Here is a 22,864-nt window from a genome sequence, read left to right on the forward strand (position 1 = left end):
TCGGCAGACTATCGTCTTTTGTCGTAGGAATCGCGCCGAAGCTGGCCGGGTGATGAGCCGAACTCACGTAGGACCGCGGCTGAAAAGGCACTCTGCGAGCTGTAACCGACGCGATTGGCGATTTCACCTATCGGCAACGCGGTGTCGCGCAGCAGTTGCACCGCCAGATGCAGGCGCTGGCTGCGAATGTAGTCCATCGGTGTCTGTCCACATTCGGCCATGAACCGTGCATGCAGACGTGCGCTGGATAAACCGGCGACTCGCGCCAGATCGGCGACTTGCAAAGGGTAAGCGGCGTATTGCTCGATGTGCGCATCCAGCGCGGCATAAGGCAGGCGTCGCGCGGCGAGTTCGGCAGGTTGCGCCAGAGTGAGGCTGGCCAGCAGCAACACCGCGCCTTGTTGCGCGATCAACGGATCGCTGACCGGGCTGTTCGCCAGCCAACTGACCAATTGGCTTTGCCCCGCATCCAATGATCGCCGCGCCGGCTGGTCGAGCAGGCGGCGACTGGCCTCGGCATGTTCGCCGAGTGAATCGGTCACCCATTGTCCTTCAGGGATATCGAGTACCAGACAGCGACTGCCATCGGGGCTGCCGCAGGCATGATGCGCGCCGGACGGAATCACCACGAAACTCTGCTGGCGCACCTGACTGCCACAGCCTTCGACCTCGAAATCCAGCGCACCGGACAAGCCAAACACCAATTGCGCGTGCTCATGGCTGTGCACGATCAAATCGCGGGTGTACTGACGCAGGGTGAGGATCGGACGCATGGCAGGGTCTCCGGCTAGGTAGCCAGTCTACACCGGCGCATGCGCAATGCGTTGTCACAGGACTGACTCACGCTTGTCATGGTCGATTAACCGGGCAGGCGCAGAGTGGCGAAAACATCACAGAGGGTTGCCCATGACCAGCGCCGAGCTCGCCAGACCCAGTCGCAAACAACGCGTGCGAACCCTGTGGATCTCCGACGTGCACCTGGGCACGCGGGATTGCCAGGCCGAGCACTTGTCGCAATTTCTCAAGGGCTATCACGCTGACAAGATTTACCTGGTCGGCGACATCATTGATGGCTGGAAACTGCGCGGCGGCATGTACTGGCCGCAGGCACATACCAACGTGATCCGCCGCTTGCTGACCATGAGCAAGCGCGGCACCGAGGTCATTTACGTCACTGGCAACCATGACGAATTCCTGCGCCGCTATTCGAAGCTGATTCTGGGCAATATCCAGTTGGTCGACGAGGCGGTGCATGTCACCGCCGACGGGCGGCATCTATTGGTGATTCACGGCGATCAGTTCGATGTCATCACCCGTTATCACCGCTGGCTGGCCTTCCTCGGCGACTCCGCCTACGAATTCACCCTGACCCTCAATCGCTGGCTCAACCATTGGCGTGCGCGCTATGGCTATGGTTACTGGTCGTTGTCGGCATACCTGAAGCACAAGGTGAAAACCGCGGTGAGTTTCATCAGCGACTTTGAAGAAGCCATCGCCCATGAATGCGTGAAGCGCGAGTTGCATGGCGTGGTGTGCGGACACATTCACCATGCCGAAATCCGCAAGGTAGGGGAGGTGGATTACCTCAATTGCGGCGATTGGGTGGAATCGTGCACGGCGCTGATCGAGCACTGGGATGGCACGATCGAGTTGTATCGACTGGCGGATGCGCAGGCGCGCGAAGCGGAGCTGAAAGCGGCCAAAGTCGCCGAACTCGCCTGACTCTCGGGTGTTTTAGAGGGCCTCATCGCTGGCAAGCCAACTCCCACAAGGTTTTGTGAACGCCATACAACCCTGTGGGAGCTGGCTTGCCAGCGATGAGGCCGGAACAGACAACATCAAACGCTGGTGTGTTCTGCCATTGCCGCCTTGTAAATCGAGTTCTTCGGCTGCGCAAACAACCGCTCCATCATCGGCTCGAAGAAACTCAAAGGCAGCGTGTCATAGCCCGGATCAAACGCCGCCGCATCGTATTTGGCGCAAAACTCGGCGGTTGCCTGAAACTGCGGATGCTCCTTGAACTGCTCGCGCAGATGCCTATCCATGCCCAGATGATGAAAGAAGTAGTAACCCTGAAACACACCATGCTTCTCGACCATCCACAGATTCTCGGCACTGACGAACGGCTTGAGAATCGCCGCAGCAATGTCCGGATGGTTATACGAGCCGAGCGTGTCGCCAATGTCATGCAACAACGCGCAAACCACATACTCCTCGTCGCGCCCGTCACGAAAGGCGCGGGTCGCGGTTTGCAGTGAGTGGGTCAGGCGATCCACCGGGAACCCCCCGAAGTCGCCTTCAAGCAGTTTCAGGTGAGTCAGGATTCGCGACGGCAACTGTTTGGCGTAGGCACTGAAGTCGGCGGCGATGATCGCCCAGTCTTCTTGGGTACCGTCTTTCATATGGGTGAAACGGGCATTGGCATTCATTGGCTGACCCTCATTCAGAACGCCACGCGACCCAGAATCATGTCGCGGTACATGACGAAGTCGCCGAGCAGGCTGTAGAGCGGATGCTGGAAAGTCGCCGGTCGGTTCTTTTCAAAGAAGAAGTGGCCGACCCAGGCGAAGCTGTAACCGGCCAGTGGCACGGCCAATAGCAGCAGCCAGGCGCCTTTGGCGATGGTCATCGCGAAAATGAAAATCACCAGTGTCGTGCCGATGAAATGCAGGCGCCGGCAGGTGCTGTTGTTGTGTTCACTGAGGTAATACGGGTAAAACTCAGCGAAGCTGTTGAAATGCTTGATGTTTTCCACGACCGCGTTCTCTGTGGTTATTGTTCTGGCGACGAGTTGTTCTGCGGGTAGCTTATTTGAGTCTAGAGTGATCATTGGCGTGGGCCAGTGACAATCGGCGCCACTTTAGTATCCTTCGCAAATCAGGCCGTAATATGCGGCCCCTCATGTAAAAGAAAAACGCCATGAGCGAACGAACGACTTCTGCAAGCTGGGCGATGGGGATTGTCAAAGCATTGGAGATGGACGGCCTGGATTGCCGGGTTCTGTTCAAGCAACTGGGGCTCGATTACACGGCTCTGGATGATCCGGATGCGCGCTTCCCGCAAGATTCCATGACCCGCCTCTGGCAACGGGCAGTCGAACTGTCCGGTAATCCGGCGATTGGCCTGAACATGGGCAAAGTAGTGCGCCCGGCGTCGTTTCATGTCGCCGGCTATGCACTGATGTCGAGCAATACGCTGGCCGAAGGCTTTCAACGGTTGGTGCGTTATCAGCGCATCATCGCCGAAAGTGCCGACCTGAGTTTTCGTCTGCTGGAAGAAGGTTATGCGCTGATTCTGACGGTGCATGGCGATCACCTGCCGCCGACCCGGCAAAGCGCCGAAGCCTCGCTGGCCTGTGCACTGGGCTTGTGTGGCTGGTTGACCGGGCGCACGCTGCACCCGGTCAAAGTCTTGGTGCAGGGCGCGGAACCGGATGACCTGGAACCCTACAAACAAGCCTTCCACGCGCCGTTGATGTTTAACGCGCCGTACGATGCGTTGATCTTCGAACGCGCTGACATGGAAGCGCCACTGCCCACCGCCAACGAGGCGATGGCGCTGTTGCATGACCGCTTTGCCGGGGAGTATCTGGCGCGGTTTTCCGAAAGTCGCGTGACCCACAAGGCGCGGCAGGTGCTGTGCCGGTTGTTGCCGCAGGGCGAGCCGAAGCGCGATACCGTCGCGCAGACCCTGCATCTATCGCAGCGCACCTTGCAGCGGCGGTTGCAGGAGGAGGGCACGAGTTTTCAGCAACTGCTCGATGACACCCGTCGAGAGCTGGCCGAACAGTACCTGGCGCAGCCGAGCATGACCTTGCTGGAAATCGCTTACCTGTTGGGGTTTGCCGACCCGAGCAACTTCTTTCGCGCGTTCCGCCGCTGGTTCGACACCACGCCCGGTGATTACCGGACGCGGTTGTTGCAGGCGCCGAGTGTGATCAGTGACGCCAAAAGGCCGGAATACACAGCACAAACACCGTAATGATCTCCAGTCGGCCGAGCAGCATGCCGAACGACAGGATCCACTTGGCCGCGTCCGGCAAGGTGGCGAAGTTGCCCGCCGGGCCGATGGTTTCGCCCAGGCCCGGGCCGACACCGGACACGGTACTGGCGGCACCGGTCAGTGCGGTCATCCAGTCGACGCCGAGCAGCGACAGCAGCAGCGCGATCACGCAGATGGTGATGGCGAAGAAGAACGAAAAGGTCAGAATCGAGCGCACGATTTCTTCGTCGAGACGATGGCCGTTGTACTTCTGCTTGATCACCGCGCGCGGGTGAATCAGCTGATTAAGGTTGGCCTTGAGCAGGATGTAGGCAACCTGGAAACGGAAGATCTTGATCCCGCCTGCCGTCGAGCCGGAACAGCCACCGACAAACCCCAGATAGAAAAACAGCATCAGCGAGAAGTTGCCCCACAGGCTGTAATCGCCGAGGGCAAAGCCTGTGGTGGTGACCACCGAGGTCACGTTCAGCGCCACGTGTCGTAAGGCATCCAGCCAATGCAGGTTGGTCGTCCACCAGTACCAGGTGCCGAGCACCAGCCAGGTCACCAGCAACATGCCGAGCAACCCCTGCACTTGCTGATCCTTGATCAACGCTTTGCGGTTGCCGCGCAACGTCGCCACGTACAGGGTGAACGGCAGGCTGCCGAGGATCATGATGACCACCGCGACCCAGTGCACCGCCGGTTGCGTCCACTTGGCCAGCGACTGATCAGAGGTCGAGAACCCGCCAGTGGAAATCGCCGACATTGCGTGGTTGATCGCATCGAACGGGCTCATCCCGGCCCACCAGAACGCCAGGCTGCCGAGGATGGTGATGCCGACATACGCGGCGACGATCAGCCGCGCCACCATGTGCGAGCGCGGCATGACCTTTTCCGAACGGTCCGAGGATTCGGTCTGGAACAGGCGCATGCCACCGATCCGCAGCAACGGCAGAATCGCTACCGCCATACCGATAAAGCCAATGCCGCCGATCCAGTGCAACAGCGAGCGCCACATCAGAATGCCCGGCGACATCGTGTCGAGGCCGTTGAGCACGGTTGAACCGGTGGCGGTGATGCCTGACATGCTTTCGAAAAACGAGTCGGTGTAGCTGATGTGCTGGGTCAGCAGGAACGGCAGCGCGGCAAAAATGCACACCACCAGCCAACTGCTGACGGTCAGCAGGTACATGTCGCGCGGGCGCAGGTGAATGTGTTCCGGGCGGCCGGGAATCACCAGTGCGAGGCCGGCGACGAAGGTGATCATGCTTGCCCAGAGGAACGACGGCAGGTCGCCAGTGCGCTCGAAAATCACCAGGGTGGCCATGGGCACGACCATGGCGACGGCCAGGGTGATCAGGAAGATGCCGATGATGAAACCAATGATCCGTAAGGTCGGCAACGCCATGAAGTCCGCTCGGGCTGATGTAAGAAGGGCGCCATTCTACCCGTGGGGCAGGGCATGTAAACCGGCATCCTGTTGGCAGATAAAGCTAGAATAGCCGCACATATTTTTCAGGAGGTGGCCGATGCAGGCTCTCGACGCGTTGCTCAACCGTGTTTCCGTTCCACGACTGGTCGAACCGGCCCCCACTGCCGAGCAGCGCGAAGCTCTGTTTGGCGCCGCATTGCGTGCACCGGATCACGGGCACTTGCAGCCGTATCGCTTTCTGACCATCGAAGGCGCGGCGCGCGAGCAAATGGGCGAGTTGCTGGCCGAGGCTGCTCAGCAGCAGGAAGGCGAAGTCACCGAAGCGATGATCGACAAGGCCCGCAACGGCCCCCTGCGTGCACCGCTGGTGGTTGTGGTGATTGCCAGGTTGCAGGAGCACGTCAAATACCCGAAGGCCGAGCAGTTGCTCGCGGCTGGGTGTGCGGCGCACGGGATTTTGCTGGCGGCGTATGCGCAGGGGATTGGTGCGGTGTGGCGTACGGGGGATTTGGCTTATTCGAAGCATGTGGCGCAAGGCTTGGGCTTGGCGGAAGGTGAGGAGGTAATTGCGTTTCTCTACCTTGGGACGCCGCAGAAAGAGCCGCGTGTGGCGGAAAAGGTTGATCTGGCTGAGTTTGTCAGCGCCTGGCCCGGTAAGGGCTGAAGATCAAAAGCCCCTCACCCTAGCCCTCTCCCAGAGGGAGAGGGGACTGATTGGGGGATGCTGTAGAGGTACGCCGACTTGAGCGATCTGCAATGAATCCATAATCGATTTCGGTTTAAGTCGAATACAGAGTTGATTACGGGTTCAGAGTCCATAATCGACTCGGTTTTTCAGGTCGATGTATGACGCAAGACATCGCGGTCGGCCCCCTCTCCCTCCGGGAGAGGGCTGGGGTGAGGGCGGCTCTCAGGGTTGCACCACCGCTCCCGGCACCAACGGCAATTCCAGACTGGCAATAAACCCACCCTGTGGATGATTGGCCAGCGTCAAACTCCCGCCATGGCGTTCCGCCGCACGCCGCGCAATCGCCAGCCCCAAGCCATGCCCTGCCGCCGTCTGCCCCGGAGCCCGGTAAAACGGCTCGCCCAATTGGCTCAAATGTTCGGCCTGCACCCCCGGCCCATGGTCACGCACGCTCACCACAATCCGCTCGCCCTGTCGCGAGGCCTGCATTTCAATCGCCTGACCTTCCGGGTTGAAGCGCTGGGCATTGCGCAACAGGTTATCGACGGCGCGCTCGATCATGGTCGGCCAACCCTTCAGATTCAGTTGCGGTTCGGCATCGAGACGTACGATCTGCTCGGGCGATCCGAGTTTTGCGTCCTTCTGCAAAGTGCCGAGCAGCGCATTCAAATCCACGTCTTCCGCACTGGCGTTGTCCGCATCAACCCGTGCCAGCACCAGAATTTCACTGATCAACGCTTCCAGCCGATCGCACTCGCGGGTCAGTCGTGGCCAGAGTTTCTCGCGCTCTTCAGGGTTGGCGCGTTCGGCCAGTGCCAAGGCAATTCGCAGCCGCGCCAGTGGCGAGCGCAACTCATGAGAGACGTCGCGCAGCAACTGGCGCTGGCTGCCGATCAGGCTTTGCAGGCGCGCGCCCATGCGGTTGAAATCGGTGGCGAGTACGCCGAATTCATCGCGACGGTTAGCCAGTTTCGCCAGGCTGTTCTGCTGATAAGTCGTCTGCCCCAGATCATGCACGGCGCCGCGCAAACGGCTGAGCGGACGGGTGATCGAAAAGGTCACGAGCAGGCTGAACAGGGTCAGCACCACCAGCGCGATGCCCAGTGCACTCAGCGGCCAGAGCAGGCTTTCGCGGTGCCAGGCGTCGAGTTCCGGGTGCGGGATGCGGTAGATAAACAGATAGGTATCACCGGTTTTTTCACTGGTGAATTCGTCGGTGAGGCGGCGCCATGGCAGGCGTCGGTCATCGTTGTTCTGGCGTGCTTCGAAGGCGGCGGCGCGACGTGGGAAGGTGCCGCGCACTACCGGGTCGCCGGATTCATTGAGGACCTGAACGTCGATATGATATTGGCGTTTGCGCTGTTCGAGAATGTCCTGGGCGGCCTCTTCACCCTGGGCTTCGTAGGTTTGCGTCCATTCGCCGGCGAGGGTGTTGAGGCCCGGGTGACGGCTGAGGATCCACGCGTCCTGATTGAGCATGTGCCCGAGCAGAATCGACAGCCCGGCCACCAGAGCGATGGCCAGCCAGAAGCTCGCGAGAATACGCCAGAACAATGAACGCACAGAAAATCCTCAGAACAAACACAAATCCCTGTAGGAGCTGCCGAAGGCTGCGATCTTTTGACTTTGTTTTTTAAGATCAAGATCAAAAGATCGCAGCCTTCGGCAGCTCCTACAGGTTCCGGGTTGCAAAAGACCCGACGGGTAACCGTCGGGTCCGGGTCAGAACATTATTGCGTTTTTTGCGCCTGTTGCGCTTTCCACGCCTTGAACTCGGCCCATTCGGCGCGACGCTCGGCCTGTTTCTTCTGGATCTCGTCGAATTTCTTCTGTTGATCCGGTTTCAGCACCGCACGCACATCGGTCTCGGCTTTCTTGTGGTTGGCGGCCATCTCGTCCTTCATGGCTTTCTGGTCCGCCGGCGAGAGTTTTTCCAGGTACTTGTCGACCACTTGCTTACGCTCGTGCATCTGCTCGCCCATGATCTTGCGGATCTGCTCACGCTGTTCGCGGGACAGGTCGAGTTGGCTGTACGGGCCTTTGCCGTGCATGCCGTGCATCTGACCGCCGTGGCGAGCGCCGTCCATCGGGCCACCCATCGGGCCGCCATCTTGCGGCATGGCCATGGCGACGGTTGGCAGAGCGGCAGCGAACATCAGAGCGATAAGAGTCTTGCGCATGGTGTATCTCCTTGTCTCGTTCCCGGTACGTTCCGGATGAGTTCAGATTACGGAGATCAAGGTCAGCGGCGGTCAGCACTGCGTAAAGCTTGGGTAAAGACGCTTTGTTGTAAGCCTTACACATATCCGGTGCAGGCGCTGCGGCACGCTGCGATCTTGAGGCTGTGGGACGCAGAGCGTCCCCGGCTGCATTCCCACGCAGAGCGTGGGAACGATCGATCGCAGCGTGCCGCGCGCGGTTCAGAGGCTATAGAAGTAACCGCGGCTACGCAGGGCGACGATCCGTGGACGACCGTCCGGGTGCGGGCCGATCTTTTTGCGCAGGTTGCTGACGTGCATGTCGAGGCTGCGGTCGTACAGGGTCAGCTTGCGGCCGAGGGCGAGCTGCGCCAGTTCCTGTTTGTCCAGCGGCTCGCCGGGTTGCTTGAGCAGCGCTTCAAGAAGACGGCTTTCAGAAACGGTAAGGGTCAGTTCTTTTTCGTCGATGCTGACCACACCGCGCACCGGGCTGAAACTCAGATCGCCCAGCTCAAGCTGAGTCGACACCGCTGCCGGATGGCTGCGGCGCAACACCGCGCGCAGACGGGCGGTCAGTTCGCGCGGGTCGCACGGTTTGGCCAGATAATCGTCGGCGCCCAGTTCCAGGCCGAGGATACGATCCAGCGGCTCGCCACGGGCCGAGAGCATCAGCACCGGCAGATCAGCGTGGTCGTTGCGCAATTGCTTGAGCAGTTCCAGACCGCTACCGTCGGGCAGCATCACGTCCAGCACCACTGCCGCCGGGGCGGTTTCGGCCAGCGCTTTACGCGCGCTCTGGCCATCGTGGCAGGCGCGCACCTGGAAGCCTTCCTGGCTCAGCCAGCTACTCAGGAGTTCGCACAACTCCTGGTCATCATCAATCAGTAACAGCTCGCTCATGACTCACTCAATTTAGCCATTGCCGACGTTTTCGGCTTGCTCCACTGGCAAAGATACCGCAGAGCAGCGCCAATAGCGCTACTCCGGCGCCCGTGACGAACCACTGCTGCTGATCGGTCAGCAGACGTGGCAGCGGACTGGCCTGGGCTTCCTTGAGTTGCAGCTTCAGGCGCTGGTTCTCTTGGCGCAACCGGGCAAGCTGGGCGCTTTCGCGGGTATTGTCGGCATTTTGCAGTTGTTTGCTCAGTTCTTCCCGCTGCTGCTCGCTGGCTTTGAGGCGCTGCTGCAACTCGGTGATCTGGCTGCCGGCGCTTAACGACAATGGCGTGGAGCTGCCGCCTTCGGTGGTTTCCTCACCATGGGCGGGTGCCATGATCGACAACGTGACCAACATCAGACACAACGGACCCTTGCGCATCGCGACACCTGCTTCCAAATGGATATTGGGCAGGTTGTCGGCAGGCAAACGAGAATAATGAGCGATTGAGAGCAGCAAGAACCAGGAAGGTTCAGTGCCAGAGGCCGTGTCGTAAATGATGAGGGGAGAAATCCCCTCATCACCGCGCATTTATGGCAGGACTTGCTTGAACGGCTTCACGACCACATTGGCGTAGACGCCAGCGGCGATGTACGGATCAGCATCGGCCCATGCTTGGGCGGCGCTCAGCGAATCGAATTCAGCGACGATCAGGCTGCCGGTGAAACCCGCCGCGCCCGGATCATTGCTGTCGACGGCCGGGTGCGGGCCGGCCAATACGATGCGGCCTTCGCCCTTGAGCGCTTGCAGGCGTTCCAGATGCGCAGGGCGTGCGGCGAGGCGTGCTTCCAGTGAGTTGGCGACGTCGGTGGCAATGATTGCGTAGAGCATGTCAGTCCTCGGTTTTTGGTGTTGTGGTATCGGCATCGTGCAGATGGCGCGACAGGTAAATGCCCTGTGCGACCAGGAACACCAGGGTCATGCCCAGGCTGCCGAACACCTTGAAATCCACCCAGTAACTCTGGAAGGTAAAGGCGACGAACAGGTTGGCGGCCCCGCAGAACAGGAAAAAGGCGATCCAGGCGATGTTCAGGCGGGTCCAGACTGGATCCGGCAGGGTCAGCGCGTGGCCCATGATGCGTTTGATCAGCAGACGGTCACCGATGAAGTGACTGCCGATGAAAGCCACGGCGAACAGCCAGTTGACCACCGGCGCCTTCCATTTCAGGAAGGTCTCGCTGTGGAAGGCCAGCGTGAGGCTACCGAACACCAGACAGGCGATCAGGGTCAGCCATTGGCTCTTTTCCAGCTTGCGCTGTTTGATGAACAACGCGCCGTACACCACCAGGGAACTGATGATCAGCATCGCCGTGGCGCTGTAAATACCGCCTACAGTCACTTCATGGCCAGCGATGTCGACGACCCGTGGATCAAGTTTGTAAACGATGAAGAACAGCAGAAGCGGGATGAAATCGATGAATTGTTTCACAGTGAGAGCCAGAAGCTGGATGTGGCGGCATAATAACAAACATATGGGCGCGCGATAGCGCCAGCTGATTTGAGGTTACAACTCCCCGTGAATGTTGATTTGCACTGCCATAGCACGGCCTCCGATGGCGCCCTGGCGCCTGCGGTTCTGGTTGCGCGTGCGTTCGAGAACGGCGTGCGAGTCCTGGCGTTGACCGACCACGACACCCTCGAAGGCCTCGCCGAAGCGCGCTCGGCCGCCAACGAATTGGGCATGCAACTCGTCAACGGCGTCGAATTGTCCTGTACCTGGGGCGGCGCGACCATTCATGTGCTCGGCTACGGTTTTGATGTCAATGCTGTGCCTTTGGTCGAGGCGATTGCCAAATTGCACGATGGGCGCTGGCTGCGGTCGGAAGAAATAAGCCGCAAGCTCGCCCTCAAAGGCATGCCCGGTGCCCTCGACGGCGCCCGGAAAATCCAGCAGGAACTGGGCGACAGCGGCAACGCCCCGGCCCGTCCGCATTTCGCCGACTGGATGGTGCGTGAAGGTTTTGTCAAGGATCGCGCCGAAGCCTTCCGCAAATGGCTCGGTGCCGGCAAGCTCGGTGACGTCAAATTGCACTGGCCGACGCTGGAAGACACCGTCGGCACGCTGCGCGCCGCCAATGCCTGGGTCAGCCTGGCGCATCCGTGGCATTACGATTTCACCCGCAGCAAGCGCCGAAAGCTGATTGCCGACTATATTCAAGCGGGCGGGCATGCGATTGAAGTGGTCAATGGCCATCAGCCTGCGGAACAGGTGGGCAGCCTGGCAATCCTTGCCCGTGAGTTCGGTCTGCTGGTCAGCGCCGGCAGTGACTTCCATGGCCCTGGCGGCTGGTCCGAGATCGGCCAGTACCGGCCGGTTCCCGAGGACCTTCCACCCCTGTGGTGTCGGTTCAAACATGACACAGATATTGCCGCCGTCTGAACAGGTAGAGAATGTGAGTCAATTTTTCCAGATACATCCGGAGAACCCACAAGCGCGCCTGATAAAACAGGCGGTCGAAATCATCCGTAAGGGCGGGGTGGTGGTTTATCCCACGGACTCTTCATACGCCATCGGCTGCCAGATCGGCGACAAGACCGCGATCGAGCGCGTACGCCGTCTGCGTCAGCTCGATGAAAAGCACAACTTCGCGCTGATCTGCAGCGACCTGTCGCAACTGGGCAACTACGCCAAGATCGACACCGGCACCTTCCGTATTCTCAAGGCGCATCTGCCGGGGCCTTACACCTTTATTCTCAACGCCACCCGCGAAGTGCCGCGTCTGCTGCTGCATCCGAAGAAGCGCACCATCGGCCTGCGCGTGCCGAGCCATCCGATCGCGCTGGCGCTGTTGGCCGAACTCGGCGAGCCGCTGATGAGTGTGACCCTGATCATGCCCGGCGAAGAAGATCCGCTGAGCGATCCATACGAAATGCGTCAATTGCTCGAACATCAGGTGGACCTGATCATTGATGGCGGTTTTGGTGGCATCAAAGCTTCCACCGTGATCGATTTGACCGGCGACGATCCGGAAGTCGTCCGCGTCGGTTGCGGCGATCCGACGCCGTTCATGGTCGAGGCCTGAATGTCCGCAGTGGAAACCGTTGTCGATCCCCAGGCCGGCGCCCAGCAGGAACTGCCGTTTGCCATGGTCTATGGCCAGGCGGTCATGGAAATGCCGCTGGACCTGTACATCCCGCCGGATGCGCTGGAAGTCTTCCTTGATGCGTTTGAAGGCCCGCTCGACCTGCTGCTGTACCTGATCCGCAAACAGAACATCAACATCCTCGACATCCCGGTGGCGGAAATCACCCGTCAGTACATGGGCTATGTCGAGTTGATGCAGTCGGTGCGCCTTGAGCTGGCCGCCGAGTATCTGGTGATGGCCGCGATGCTCGCCGAGATCAAGTCGCGCATGCTCCTGCCTCGCGCCGAAACCGTCGAAGACGAAGAAGACGACCCGCGCGCCGAACTGATCCGCCGCTTGCAGGAATACGAGCGCTTCAAGGCTGCAGCCGAAGGCATCGACGGCTTGAGCCGCGTTGGCCGTGACGTCATTGTGCCCAAGCTCGACGCCCCGGAGGCCCGCGCGCGCAAGCTGTTGCCAGATGTCGCGCTGGAAGAGATTTTGATGTGCATGGCCGAAGTGCTGCGCCGTGGCGACATGTTTGAAAGCCACCAGGTCAGCCGCGAGGCATTGTCCACCCGCGAGCGCATGAGCGATGTGCTGGAGCGGCTCAAGGGCGGCGGTTTTGTGCCGTTCGTCGAGCTGTTCACTGCCGAAGAGGGCAGGCTGGGTGTGGTGGTGACCTTTATGGCGATCCTTGAACTGGTCAAGGAATCCTTGGTCGAGCTGGTGCAGAATGAGCCGTTCGCCGCGATCCACGTGCGAGCCCGAGCCGAATAACGAGTCGAAACATGAACCTGACTGAACCCCGCGAGCTGGCGCCCCTGCTTGAAGCCTTTCTGTTGGCCTCTGGAAAGCCGCAATCCCTTGAACGCCTTTTCGAACTGTTCGAAGAAGGTGAACGCCCCGAGCCTGCGGTTTTCAAGAAAGCCCTGACCCTGCTGGGCAAGTCCTGCGAGGGCCGTGCCTTCGAGCTCAAGGAAGTTTCGTCCGGCTATCGTTTGCAGATCCGCGAAAAGTTTTCGCCATGGGTCGGCCGACTCTGGGAAGAACGCCCGCAGCGCTATTCCCGCGCCTTGCTGGAAACCATCGCGCTGATCGCCTATCGCCAACCGATAACCCGTGGCGAGATTGAAGATGTGCGTGGCGTGGCAGTGAACAGCAACATCGTCAAAACCTTGCTGGAACGTGAGTGGATCCGCGTCGTCGGCTACCGCGATGTGCCGGGCAAACCGGCGATGTTTGCGACTACCAAGATGTTTCTCGACCACTTCAACCTGAAGAACCTCGAAGACCTGCCGCCGCTGGCCGAGCTGCGCGAGATGGAAACCGACCCGGTGCTTGATTTCGACGACGCGCCGGTGCCGCAGGGTTTGCAGGAGTTGGCCGATGCCAGCGCCGAGCCGGAAGAAGAGAAGGAAGAGACCAGTTTCCACACCTTGCTGTTGGAGTTGGACAGCATGGAAGAGGGGATCAAGACCGACTTCGACGACTTGCTGCGGGATGCGGTGGATGGTGAAGTGCAGACGATTGAGCCCGAAACCGAAACCGGTGAGCCGCTTGTCGACGTTGAAGCGGTTATCGCAGTTGAACTAGAAGCCGAGCCCGAAGCCGAGCCGGAAGAGGACATTCTTGGCGTCGCCGAAGCCCGAGAAAAGCTGTTGGCCGCCGTTGCCGCCCTCGAATCACCCGAACCCGAACTGAGCGAGGAAGAAGCCGAAGCCCGCGCCCTGGCCGAAGCCATCGAAGCCGAACGCCGCGAATTCGAAGACTGAGGGGCGCCGAAAAGATCGCAGCCTCCGGCAGCTCCTACAGGGGCCGCATTCCAATGTAGGAGCTGCCGAAGGCTGCGATCTTTTGATCTCCCAAAGGTATCCAAATGAGTTCGACAAAAGACCCGTGCATCAGCCTCTGCAAATTCAGCGACGACATCTGCCTCGGCTGCGGCCGCAGCAAGCGCGAAATCAAAGCCTGGAAGAAACTCGACAAGGACGACAAGCGCAGCGTACTGGCCGAAGCCGCGCTGCGCCTGATCAAACTCGGTGGCGCCGGTCGGCGGAAAAAGAAATAACTGTCGATCGATCAGCTAGTCTCTGATGCGCGACGGCGCACATCCGCGTATGATTCGCGACCCTTCGCCGATCCCTTCGGCTTGGAACCCAGATTTCAATGCTTCAGGCGCCGCCTGAACAGACCACACCGGGAGGTGCCCAGATGAGCGACATCATTCAGAAAGACGACCAGGAAATCGGCCCAGCAGGCGAAAAACTGCAGAAAGTCCTCGCCCGTATCGGCGTCGGCTCGCGCCGTGACGTGGAATCCTGGATCAGCCAGGGCCGGATCAAGGTCAATGGCAAAGACGCCACCCTCGGCCTGCGCGTCGACATGCACGACGCCATCACCATTGATGGCAAGGTGATCAAGCGCGAAGAGGCGGCCGAATCGGTGCGCCGCGTGATCATGTACAACAAACCCGATGGCGAGATCTGCACCCGTGACGACCCGGAAGGCCGTCCGACCGTGTTCGACAAGCTGCCGCGCCCGAAAGAAGGGCGCTGGATCAACATCGGTCGTCTCGACATCAACACCACCGGTTTGCTGATGTTCACCACCGACGGTGAACTGGCCAACCGCCTGATGCACCCGTCCTACGAAATGGACCGTGAGTACGCCGTGCGTGTACGCGGTGAAGTCGACGACGAAATGATCGAGCGCCTGAAGGCCGGCGTCGTGCTGGAAGACGGCCCGGCCAAGTTCACCGACATCAAGCAGGCGCCGGGTGGCGAAGGCTTCAACCACTGGTACCACTGCGTGGTGATGGAAGGTCGTAACCGTGAGGTTCGTCGTCTGTGGGAATCGCAGGGTCTGGTGGTCAGCCGTCTGAAGCGCGTGCGTTTCGGTCCAGTGTTCCTCAACTCCGACCTGCCGATGGGCCGCTGGCGCGAAATGAGCCAGTACGAAGTCGACATCCTCAGTGCTGAAGTCGGCCTGACGCCGGTTGCCATGCCGCAACTGAACGCCAAGAGCAAAGACAAGCTCGAGCGCATGCAGCGCAAATCGTCGCGTCCGATGGGCAAGACCGAGCGCGTGCGCACTCTGCGTCCAGCCGCTGGCGCGCCGACCGGCCCACGTCCAAGCCGTGAGCCGCAGATCGAAGGCGAGCGTCCAGGTCGCAAGCCAGTGGCTCGTGACGGCGAGCGCGCTCCGCGTCCGGCCAACGGTCGCACTGAGCGTGGCGAACGTGGTGCACCTGCCGGTCGTGGCACGCCAGTGGCGGATCGTCCAGCGGACACCACCAACAAGCGCCCGGCCAAGCCTGCGCCGAAGCGTCCAGGGATCAAGCTGGTTGATGGCGACAAGCCTTCGGGCAAGCGTCGTGGTGCACCGGCCGGTTCCGGTCAGCGTCCGGGGTTTGGTCGCAAGAAGCCGGAATAAGGCAGTTGTGAGCTTCTAGCGGCAAGCTTCAAGCTCTAGCAAAAACGCCAACCTCAGGGTTGGCGTTTTTTTTGTCTGGTGCGCACCGATCGTTCCAACGCTCTGCGTGGGAATGCCTCAACGGACGCTCCGCGTTCGGCTCTAAAGGGACGCGGAGCGTCCCGGGCTGCATTCCCACGCGGAGCGTTGGAACGATCAGGTGCCGGCCCTAAAACACAAATCGGCCATCAAACACAGGTTTGTCATCCAGCGCCAAAACACCGCCCGAGAAAATCAGGTCCAGGTGATGGCTGCCCTTGGCCCCGCCGCCCAGCCCCAGATGCAACCCACAATGCCGCTCCTCAAACCCGGCATTGCGTGCATACAAATCCTTCACGCCTTCATTGGTGCCAATCCCCAGCTCCTCGATCCGCCGGTTCGACGGATTGGCATCCAGATACTTGTTGAAATCATGCTCCAGCCCCGGCACGTCGGTGGCGATGCGGCTGATGGTCGAGTTCTCGATCCACAACTCCAGCGGCGCTTCCAGCACACCGTATTTGCGCGCAAACGGGATGGTGCTGAGGAACGTGCCCTTGAATTTCACATGGCCGTTGATGGCCTCGCTGTGCGTGGCGATTTCGCCGGGGGCCAGGTCGAAGTTGCCGACGCCGTTGATGTCGGTCCACTTCTTGATGCTGCTCAGCGGCGTTTCAAACCATGAGCCGTCATCGTCCTTGAAACTCAGCGTGGTCGCCTGGGACATGCGCTGGATCAAATGGCTGTTCAGGCCAGCAATCCGCTGCGGGGTGACGCTGAAGGTGTCGTAGAAATAATCGCCGTAATCCTTGAACAGCAGCGACTTCCTCCAGTTTTCCGCCATCACGCCTTGCAGCGCGCGGACGAATTCCGGGCCGTCGGGCCGTGGGTTGGGCAGGGTGGAAGAGTCGTAGAAGAAAATGTACAGATCGCTGTCGGTGATTGCCGAGGTCAGCGCTTCGGTACTTTCCAGATCCAGACGTCGGGCGCTGAACTGGAAACGAGGATGATCGCCGGCCTGTTCGGCGATGTCGCCGGTCAGCGCTGCGTAATCAGCCGTGTGGCCGAGCAATACCTTCGCCGAGTCGAGACCGGCAAGGGCAGGGTGGTGTTCGAGGTAGTAAAGGAAATGCGAAATCGCGCGGGGCTTATCCATGAGTCCTCCCTGACTGACCGTGAAAAAAGCGGCAGGCACGACCGGCCGGATCGTGCCTGCCCGGGGATGTCTTACAGAGGCCACATCGCCGTGCCGAACGGAACCACCGCGTCGGCTTGCATCATTTCTACAGCCGCCTCGTGGGTCGGTGCTTCAAACCATTCGTCCAGTTGCAGTTCGGTATCCAAGTCTTTTTCCAGTGCTTGCATGGTCGATCTCCTAGATGACTTTCACGGTTGTGACTGGCCGGTCGAGGTGGCCGGCAAGACGTGAAGAACCTAGTTCAGGGTTTTTTGTAATGCAAAAAATTATTCATTTAATTTTTAAATAGACTTTTTATTCTGTTTTTCGGCGGCAGTTTTCTTATTTGAAAACAAAAAACTAAGCCGCGAGTTTCATTAGCAAGCTTGCTACCGTCAATTTGCAGACGTCTGACAGAAATTTCTGAAATGGAAACTCTGCGTTACGCGGCGTAAAGAAATATTTACGAAAAAGCCGGAAAAGCCGAGTGAATCCAACCCTTCATGACCGCTGTAAGGAAAAGCTGCCGAAGCCCGCACCGCTGCGGGTCGGACAAGGCTCTGGCGCGCTTGTTTCAGCGGCGTTTGCAGGGTGAGATGCGCCCCATGCCTGTCGTGCAGGTGCATAACAAGAAGGAGGCGCAATGAACGCCGTGACTGATCTCCACCTCTCTCCGTGGGACGGTTTTTTCCTCGTCCACGCCGATGGCCTGCAAAGGCCTGACTCAATTTTTGCAGCCGCTCGAGTGTTTCGTGGCGGACACACGCAATCCCGGCAACCAACACGCTGATCCAGCGGGGTCTGGCAGCAGGGGGTTAGCGGTGTACAATGCGCCGCGTTTTAACTGTGACCCTCTGCGTAATCGCGCAAATCTCAAGGCTACCCGCCTTGTTCACTCCGTGGCGCCACAAGCGTTTCGGGTTCGATTTCGTCACAGATAAAAACAAACAGGTGACGCATGACCGTTGTAAACAAGCTGAACTCCTGGTGCCTGCGCTGGGGTTTGATCGGGGCTGCCTGAAATCGCAACCTTGCAGCAACGTCTACTGAACACCATCAAACCTTGCGTGAGACCTTTTTCATGAGTGGACAACCCTCGCAATCAGGCGAGCTGAAACGCGGCCTGAAAAATCGCCACATTCAACTGATCGCCCTCGGTGGCGCGATCGGTACCGGATTGTTCCTCGGCTCGGCCGGGGTACTGAAATCCGCTGGCCCGTCGATGATCCTCGGCTACGCCATCTGCGGCTTCATCGCCTTCATGATCATGCGCCAGCTCGGCGAGATGATCGTCGAAGAGCCGGTGGCCGGCTCCTTCAGCCATTTCGCGCACAAGTACTGGGGCGGCTTTGCCGGTTTCCTGTCGGGCTGGAACTGCTGGATTCTGTACATTCTGGTGGGTATGTCGGAGCTGACTGCGGTCGGCAAATACATCCACTATTGGGCGCCGGATATTCCGACCTGGGTCTCTGCGGCAGCCTTCTTCGTGCTGATCAACGCGATCAACCTGGCCAACGTCAAAGTCTTCGGTGAAGCCGAATTCTGGTTCGCGATCATCAAGGTGGTGGCGATCGTCGGCATGATCGCGCTCGGCAGTTATCTGCTGGTCAGCGGCAACGGCGGCCCGCAAGCGTCGGTCACTAACCTGTGGTCGCACGGCGGGTTCTTCCCGAACGGCGTCAGTGGTCTGGTGATGGCTATGGCGATCATTATGTTCTCCTTTGGCGGTCTGGAAATGCTCGGTTTCACCGCTGCTGAAGCCGACAAACCGAAAACCGTGATCCCGAAAGCGATCAACCAGGTGATCTACCGGATCCTGATTTTCTACATCGGCGCATTGGTGATCCTGCTGTCGCTGACCCCATGGGACAGCCTGCTGGCAACCCTCAACGCGTCGGGCGATTCGTACAGCGGCAGCCCGTTCGTGCAAGTATTCTCGATGCTCGGCAGCAACACCGCCGCGCACATCCTCAACTTCGTGGTGCTGACTGCCGCGTTGTCGGTGTACAACAGCGGCACCTACTGCAACAGCCGCATGCTGCTGGGCATGGCCGAGCAGGGCGATGCGCCGAAAGGTCTGGCGAAGATCGACAAACGTGGCGTGCCGGTGCGTTCGATTCTGGCTTCGGCGGCAGTGACGCTGGTCGCTGTGCTGCTCAACTACTTGATCCCACAGCACGCGCTGGAACTGCTGATGTCCCTCGTCGTGGCGACGCTGGTGATCAACTGGGCGATGATCAGCTTCTCGCACTTCAAGTTCCGTCAGCACATGAACAAGACTAAACAGACGCCGCTGTTCAAGGCGCTGTGGTATCCGTACGGCAACTACATCTGCCTGGCATTCGTCGCGTTCATCCTTGGCGTGATGCTGCTGATCCCGGGCATTCAGATCTCGGTGTATGCGATTCCGGTTTGGGTCGTGTTCATGTGGGTCTGCTACGTGATCAAGAACAAGCGCGGTGCGCAGCAGGCCGTGCATGCGGCAGGTGCTGCCAAGTAAGCGCAGACGCAGAAACACAAAACCCGGCCTGAGTGCCGGGTTTTTTTATGGGCGCAAATGTTGGAGCGCTATTGATAGTCGGCGAAAGGATAGTCCCTGCACAGGGTTTCGACTTCTGAGCGAAACTGCGCGAGGAGCAGCGGTTCCAGTGTGTAATCCTGTTCGCCGAGCGGCGCCACAGTATTCAGAATCCGCACGATCAAATCGACGATCTGGCGGCTGCCGTGGACATCGACCCGGCGTTGCGCCAGAGCAGCGGTGCCGATACGCAGACCGCTGGTAACCAGTGCCGAGCGGAGATCCTCGGGTACGCGATGTCTGTTGACGATGATCCCGCAGTGTCCCAGCGCCGCCTCAGCGATAGCGCCCGTGATGCCACCCCGCAAGCGAACCAGCACCGTGTGGTTTTCACTGCAGCCGCCGACCACTTCATAATCCTTGGCCTGAAACGCTTTGACCATTTCATCCGCCGTACTGCGGATCTGCGCCATGCAGGCGTCGAATGCTGCGGACATGGCGTAACCCAGCGCGGCAGCCTTCGCCGCGATCATGTTAGCGGCCGGCGCGCCCTGCATTCGCGGGTAAACGGCTTGATCCAGCAGGCGACTGAAGGTGGTCCGTAAACCGGGAATCTTGGTGTTCGCATCAGCACCGCTGATGATCAGCCCGCCGCGAGGACCGGCCAGTTGCTTGTGCGTGCACGTGACGGTGACGTGGGCGGCATCGATCGGACTTGGATGACGCCCGGTGGCGACCAGCCCGGCAATATGTGAAATGTCGGCGAGCAGGATGGCCCCGGCTTCGTCGGCAATTTCGCGAAACCGCTTGAAGTCCACTTCGCGCGAATAGGCGCTGGCGCCGCAGAGGATGACGCGTGGGCGATGGGCGAGTGCCAGCAGGCGCACATTGTCGTAATCGATCAGGCCGTCTGATGTCGTGCCGTATTGAATCGCCTTGTAGTAGGCGCCCGAAAACGCAGCGAGGCTGCCATGCGTCAGATGACCGCCGTGTTCCACCGCCATGCCCAGCAAGGTGTCGCCGGGCTCAAGCAAGGCAGTGAGCACTTGGTAAACGGCGTTCGACGCTGAGTGTGGCTGCACGTTGGCGTATTGAGCCGCGAACAGTTGCCGAGCCCGGCGGATGGCCAGCGATTCGACCCGCTCGACGTTCTCGCACCCTGCGCTGTGGCGCTTGCCGGACATGCCTTCAGCGGTCACGTTGACCAGCACGGAAGCGGAGGCCGCCAAGGTTCGCGGCTGGACTGCGCAGGAGGAGGAGACCAGTGAAAGCGTGTGCTGTTGACGCGTGACTTCCGCCTCAAGAATTTCCGCCAGTTCGGCATCTTCTGCGCGAAGATCCGCGAGGCCACGACGCAACAAGTCAGCCTGGTGCTTGAGCGGTTCAGTAATGACTGCCATTGCTTGATTCCTTCCCTGGTTTTGCGTGATAGGCGCACGTCCGTGCTTGCCAGATCTGTACAGGCGAATCCGTGTTTTGACCGCTGTGCGCGCAAAACTAAACCCTGTACAGGCCTCCCGTTTTTTCGTCCTTTCACTCTCGAGAACGGGACGCGGGATTGACGCATCATAAATTTTTCACTGAGGAACGCCACAGAATTAATCAGAAAAATGAACATTCTTCAAAGAAAATGATTCTTTTTGTAGTCGCTGCGGGTGTAAAACAGGCGTTGCCCGGTGCCGATTTTCAGGCTCCGGGTGAAAGGCAGCAGGAAGTGACGAGTCAGTACAGAGGCTGAAAGGATCTTGCAAGTGGGCGGGAGGCAGCCTGGGAAGGCTGACTTTTTATACCGAATCCAAGGAGGGAGAGTGCTATGATCTCGCGCGGCACTGACAGGGATAAAACTGCAATTTCCTACCTCACTTGTGTATGTCCGGAATGATCATTCGGGGCGTGACATTGATTGCAGTTAACAACGGATGGTAAGCATGTGATACACAGAAGAGAAAGATCGGAGAATCTGAAAAACAACATCAAATACCTGATCAAGAGTCGCGGGGAAACTCAGTTGTCCCTGTGCCACTCCAGTGGTTTGACCCGCACGACCATCTATAACATTCTTGAAGGCAAGGTGGTCAATGTACAACAGTCCACTGTGCGCAAGATTTCTGATTTCTTCGGCGTGTCTTACGAGGAAATAGAGACGATTGATTTCGAAGAAAAGGAAATCATCGAAAGCAGTATTTCGCCACAGGGGAATATGAATCCGGCCGCTGTTCCGGTGATTAAAGAAAGTATGCTGCTGCAAAGTCTGGATAAAAGAATTGGCGAGTTAGCCACTATCTATCCATTGACTTACTACTTTGGCGCGTCCTTTAACCTGATTGGCGTGCTTTTGGAAAACGAAATCAGCGGCCTGAATGAACCCGGCGATTTGTTGATCGTGCAGAAAGGAGCATCGACCAGCGACAGGGAAAAGCTGGTGTATGACAAAATCACAGCGAAGTTATCTATAAGCCATGAAGGCAACTTTGATACGGATCGTGTATGCGTGATCGGAGATGTAATCGAGGAACGATTTAATGGATTGCAGTGTTGAAGTGGAAAACAGCAAGTACAAGTTGCTAGGATTCGAGAATGGAAAAAGCCTGGCCGTGATCATGGTCATTGCGACAGGCAAAATAATTAAAATAAAGCTGAGTGAAGTGTTGAATAGTGAGATTATGGATAATCTGAATAAAATCGAAGTGAAAAACCTTTACAAGAAGTTTTACTCCCAGGGCGGCGCACTCACCGCTTACGAAATCAATGACCGGCATGAGAGTTCCTGGATGATCTACATCATCCTGAACCTGATGCTGTTCACGCTGTATATCTTCACCAGTATTGCTGCGACAAAACCGATCTACCTCGAGTATTTCGATATTGTCGTAACGCCGGGCACCTTCCTCTATCCGCTGACGTTTCTGATCGTTGACTTGCTCAACGAAACGTTTGGCCTGAGGCTCGCGCGAAAAGCGATTCTGTTCGCGTTCATCAGCAACGCCGCAATTATCATTCTGCTGGCCATCACTACCCATCTTCCGGGCCTGCCGGGTTGGAAGCTCGATGGGGCTTACAATGACGTTATCAGTCAGTTGTCCGCAGTTCTTGTAGCGTCTTCTGTATCGTTTCTGGTTTCCGAGAATATAAACTCGTACCTGTTGTGCAAGATTAAAGAACTCACAAATTCCAGGTTTCTGTTTTTGCGAGTATTTTTAAGCACATTGTTTGCCGTGATCATCGACAGTTTTCTGTTCTGCTACATCGCCTTTTACGGGACGATGGAAAACAGCGCGATACTGGGCATGATCTACGTTCAGATCGCAATCAAAGTGGGTTTTGCATTCTTCAATATCTTGCCGGCCTATGGGGCAAGGTCTTTGTTCAAGAAATACCTGACGGGTGCGCAGACGCAGTAAGCAGAGGAGGG

At 58.7% G+C, this 22,864-nt stretch carries 26 protein-coding genes; 13 read left to right on the forward strand and 13 right to left on the reverse strand.

Annotated elements, in window-relative coordinates; all coding sequences use genetic code 11:
• Nucleotides 1-8: 8 nt before the first annotated feature.
• Nucleotides 9-773 carry an AraC family transcriptional regulator gene (locus ACIF4X_RS20995; protein ID WP_397483581.1) on the reverse strand — a complete coding sequence of 255 codons (765 nt, stop codon included), beginning with the start codon at nucleotides 771-773 and terminating at the stop codon, nucleotides 9-11.
• A gap of 133 nt (nucleotides 774-906) precedes the next feature.
• Between ACIF4X_RS20995 and ACIF4X_RS21000 the strand changes: the two genes are divergently transcribed.
• A complete protein-coding gene (locus tag ACIF4X_RS21000) occupies nucleotides 907-1,722 on the forward strand; it encodes a UDP-2,3-diacylglucosamine diphosphatase (RefSeq protein ID WP_007919701.1) in 816 nt (271 codons plus the stop codon).
• 116 nt (nucleotides 1,723-1,838) lie between these two features.
• On the opposite strand, the gene ACIF4X_RS21005 is transcribed toward ACIF4X_RS21000, so the two are convergent.
• Both ACIF4X_RS21005 and ACIF4X_RS21010 read right to left on the reverse strand, forming a co-directional pair.
• Nucleotides 1,839-2,429: an HD domain-containing protein gene (locus tag ACIF4X_RS21005; RefSeq protein ID WP_397483582.1), complete on the reverse strand. Its 591-nt coding sequence runs from the start codon at nucleotides 2,427-2,429 to the stop codon at nucleotides 1,839-1,841.
• Between the two features lie 14 nt (nucleotides 2,430-2,443).
• Nucleotides 2,444-2,755 carry an Mpo1-like protein gene (locus tag ACIF4X_RS21010; RefSeq protein WP_397483583.1) on the reverse strand — a complete coding sequence of 104 codons (312 nt, stop codon included), beginning with the start codon at nucleotides 2,753-2,755 and terminating at the stop codon, nucleotides 2,444-2,446.
• Nucleotides 2,756-2,919: 164 nt separating this feature from the next.
• Here ACIF4X_RS21010 and ACIF4X_RS21015 point away from each other — a divergent pair, with 164 nt between their 5' ends.
• Complete coding sequence (locus ACIF4X_RS21015) at nucleotides 2,920-3,981, forward strand: AraC family transcriptional regulator (protein WP_397483584.1); 1,062 nt, start codon at nucleotides 2,920-2,922, stop codon at nucleotides 3,979-3,981.
• Here the strand turns inward: ACIF4X_RS21015 and ACIF4X_RS21020 are convergent.
• Nucleotides 3,938-5,392, reverse strand: a complete 1,455-nt coding sequence (locus ACIF4X_RS21020; RefSeq protein WP_064119592.1) for a TrkH family potassium uptake protein — start codon at nucleotides 5,390-5,392, stop codon at nucleotides 3,938-3,940. The two genes, ACIF4X_RS21015 and ACIF4X_RS21020, sit on opposite strands and share 44 nt — an antisense overlap.
• A 121-nt stretch (nucleotides 5,393-5,513) precedes the next feature.
• Between ACIF4X_RS21020 and ACIF4X_RS21025 the strand changes: the two genes are divergently transcribed.
• Complete coding sequence (locus tag ACIF4X_RS21025) at nucleotides 5,514-6,080, forward strand: nitroreductase family protein (RefSeq protein ID WP_397483585.1); 567 nt, start codon at nucleotides 5,514-5,516, stop codon at nucleotides 6,078-6,080.
• Nucleotides 6,081-6,326: 246 nt separating this feature from the next.
• On the opposite strand, the gene ACIF4X_RS21030 is transcribed toward ACIF4X_RS21025, so the two are convergent.
• From ACIF4X_RS21030 to ACIF4X_RS21055, 6 genes are all read right to left on the reverse strand, one after another.
• Nucleotides 6,327-7,667, reverse strand: coding sequence for a sensor histidine kinase (locus ACIF4X_RS21030; protein WP_397483586.1), 1,341 nt, complete (start codon nucleotides 7,665-7,667; stop codon nucleotides 6,327-6,329).
• A gap of 167 nt (nucleotides 7,668-7,834) precedes the next feature.
• Nucleotides 7,835-8,284, reverse strand: a complete 450-nt coding sequence (locus ACIF4X_RS21035; RefSeq protein WP_397483587.1) for an LTXXQ domain protein — start codon at nucleotides 8,282-8,284, stop codon at nucleotides 7,835-7,837.
• Nucleotides 8,285-8,524: 240 nt separating this feature from the next.
• Nucleotides 8,525-9,202 (reverse strand): response regulator transcription factor, encoded by a 678-nt coding sequence (locus ACIF4X_RS21040; protein WP_007919679.1) that lies wholly within the window; start codon nucleotides 9,200-9,202, stop codon nucleotides 8,525-8,527.
• A gap of 7 nt (nucleotides 9,203-9,209) precedes the next feature.
• Nucleotides 9,210-9,620, reverse strand: a complete 411-nt coding sequence (locus tag ACIF4X_RS21045; RefSeq protein WP_038363742.1) for a translation initiation factor 2 — start codon at nucleotides 9,618-9,620, stop codon at nucleotides 9,210-9,212.
• A gap of 150 nt (nucleotides 9,621-9,770) precedes the next feature.
• The gene (locus ACIF4X_RS21050; RefSeq protein WP_007919677.1) at nucleotides 9,771-10,070 is read right to left on the reverse strand and encodes a YciI family protein; all 300 of its coding nucleotides are present in this window, start codon (nucleotides 10,068-10,070) and stop codon (nucleotides 9,771-9,773) included.
• Between the two features lies 1 nt (nucleotide 10,071).
• The gene (locus ACIF4X_RS21055; RefSeq protein ID WP_127926280.1) at nucleotides 10,072-10,668 is read right to left on the reverse strand and encodes a septation protein A; all 597 of its coding nucleotides are present in this window, start codon (nucleotides 10,666-10,668) and stop codon (nucleotides 10,072-10,074) included.
• A gap of 87 nt (nucleotides 10,669-10,755) precedes the next feature.
• On the opposite strand from ACIF4X_RS21055, the gene ACIF4X_RS21060 reads away from it, so the two are divergent.
• The 6 genes from ACIF4X_RS21060 to rluB all read left to right on the forward strand — a co-directional run bounded on the left by ACIF4X_RS21060 (nucleotide 10,756) and on the right by rluB (nucleotide 15,739).
• Nucleotides 10,756-11,619, forward strand: a complete 864-nt coding sequence (locus ACIF4X_RS21060) for a PHP domain-containing protein (protein ID WP_397483588.1) — start codon at nucleotides 10,756-10,758, stop codon at nucleotides 11,617-11,619.
• Nucleotides 11,620-11,632: 13 nt separating this feature from the next.
• Complete coding sequence (locus ACIF4X_RS21065; protein ID WP_155740674.1) at nucleotides 11,633-12,262, forward strand: L-threonylcarbamoyladenylate synthase; 630 nt, start codon at nucleotides 11,633-11,635, stop codon at nucleotides 12,260-12,262.
• A 123-nt stretch (nucleotides 12,263-12,385) separates the two neighbouring features.
• Nucleotides 12,386-13,084: a ScpA family protein gene (locus tag ACIF4X_RS21070; RefSeq protein ID WP_185057878.1), complete on the forward strand. Its 699-nt coding sequence runs from the start codon at nucleotides 12,386-12,388 to the stop codon at nucleotides 13,082-13,084.
• Between the two features lie 11 nt (nucleotides 13,085-13,095).
• Entirely contained in the window at nucleotides 13,096-14,079 is a 984-nt protein-coding gene (gene scpB / locus ACIF4X_RS21075) for an SMC-Scp complex subunit ScpB (protein WP_397483589.1), read from the forward strand.
• 104 nt (nucleotides 14,080-14,183) lie between these two features.
• Nucleotides 14,184-14,375 carry a DUF1289 domain-containing protein gene (locus ACIF4X_RS21080; protein WP_311886165.1) on the forward strand — a complete coding sequence of 64 codons (192 nt, stop codon included), beginning with the start codon at nucleotides 14,184-14,186 and terminating at the stop codon, nucleotides 14,373-14,375.
• A gap of 143 nt (nucleotides 14,376-14,518) precedes the next feature.
• A complete protein-coding gene (gene rluB, locus ACIF4X_RS21085) occupies nucleotides 14,519-15,739 on the forward strand; it encodes a 23S rRNA pseudouridine(2605) synthase RluB (protein WP_038363752.1) in 1,221 nt (406 codons plus the stop codon).
• Between the two features lie 208 nt (nucleotides 15,740-15,947).
• Here rluB and ACIF4X_RS21090 read toward each other — a convergent pair whose 3' ends face one another.
• Both ACIF4X_RS21090 and ACIF4X_RS21095 read right to left on the reverse strand, forming a co-directional pair.
• The gene (locus ACIF4X_RS21090) at nucleotides 15,948-16,913 is read right to left on the reverse strand and encodes a leucyl aminopeptidase (protein WP_397483590.1); all 966 of its coding nucleotides are present in this window, start codon (nucleotides 16,911-16,913) and stop codon (nucleotides 15,948-15,950) included.
• 71 nt (nucleotides 16,914-16,984) lie between these two features.
• Nucleotides 16,985-17,122, reverse strand: a complete 138-nt coding sequence (locus tag ACIF4X_RS21095; protein ID WP_003222780.1) for a hypothetical protein — start codon at nucleotides 17,120-17,122, stop codon at nucleotides 16,985-16,987.
• A gap of 893 nt (nucleotides 17,123-18,015) precedes the next feature.
• On the opposite strand from ACIF4X_RS21095, the gene ACIF4X_RS21100 reads away from it, so the two are divergent.
• Entirely contained in the window at nucleotides 18,016-19,434 is a 1,419-nt protein-coding gene (locus tag ACIF4X_RS21100) for an amino acid permease (RefSeq protein WP_397483591.1), read from the forward strand.
• Nucleotides 19,435-19,502: 68 nt separating this feature from the next.
• Here ACIF4X_RS21100 and glyA read toward each other — a convergent pair whose 3' ends face one another.
• Nucleotides 19,503-20,852 carry a serine hydroxymethyltransferase gene (gene glyA / locus ACIF4X_RS21105; RefSeq protein ID WP_397483592.1) on the reverse strand — a complete coding sequence of 450 codons (1,350 nt, stop codon included), beginning with the start codon at nucleotides 20,850-20,852 and terminating at the stop codon, nucleotides 19,503-19,505.
• A gap of 158 nt (nucleotides 20,853-21,010) precedes the next feature.
• On the opposite strand from glyA, the gene ACIF4X_RS21110 reads away from it, so the two are divergent.
• From ACIF4X_RS21110 to ACIF4X_RS21120, 3 genes are all read left to right on the forward strand, one after another.
• Nucleotides 21,011-21,190: a hypothetical protein gene (locus ACIF4X_RS21110; protein ID WP_397483593.1), complete on the forward strand. Its 180-nt coding sequence runs from the start codon at nucleotides 21,011-21,013 to the stop codon at nucleotides 21,188-21,190.
• 195 nt (nucleotides 21,191-21,385) lie between these two features.
• Complete coding sequence (locus tag ACIF4X_RS21115) at nucleotides 21,386-21,991, forward strand: helix-turn-helix transcriptional regulator (RefSeq protein ID WP_397483604.1); 606 nt, start codon at nucleotides 21,386-21,388, stop codon at nucleotides 21,989-21,991.
• Complete coding sequence (locus tag ACIF4X_RS21120) at nucleotides 21,975-22,853, forward strand: queuosine precursor transporter (RefSeq protein WP_108225918.1); 879 nt, start codon at nucleotides 21,975-21,977, stop codon at nucleotides 22,851-22,853. Before ACIF4X_RS21115 ends, ACIF4X_RS21120 begins: the two co-directional genes overlap by 17 nt.
• Nucleotides 22,854-22,864: the final 11 nt, after the last annotated feature.

The sequence above is a fragment of the Pseudomonas sp. NPDC085632 genome (genome assembly GCF_044541255.1).
Classification (GTDB): domain Bacteria; phylum Pseudomonadota; class Gammaproteobacteria; order Pseudomonadales; family Pseudomonadaceae; genus Aquipseudomonas.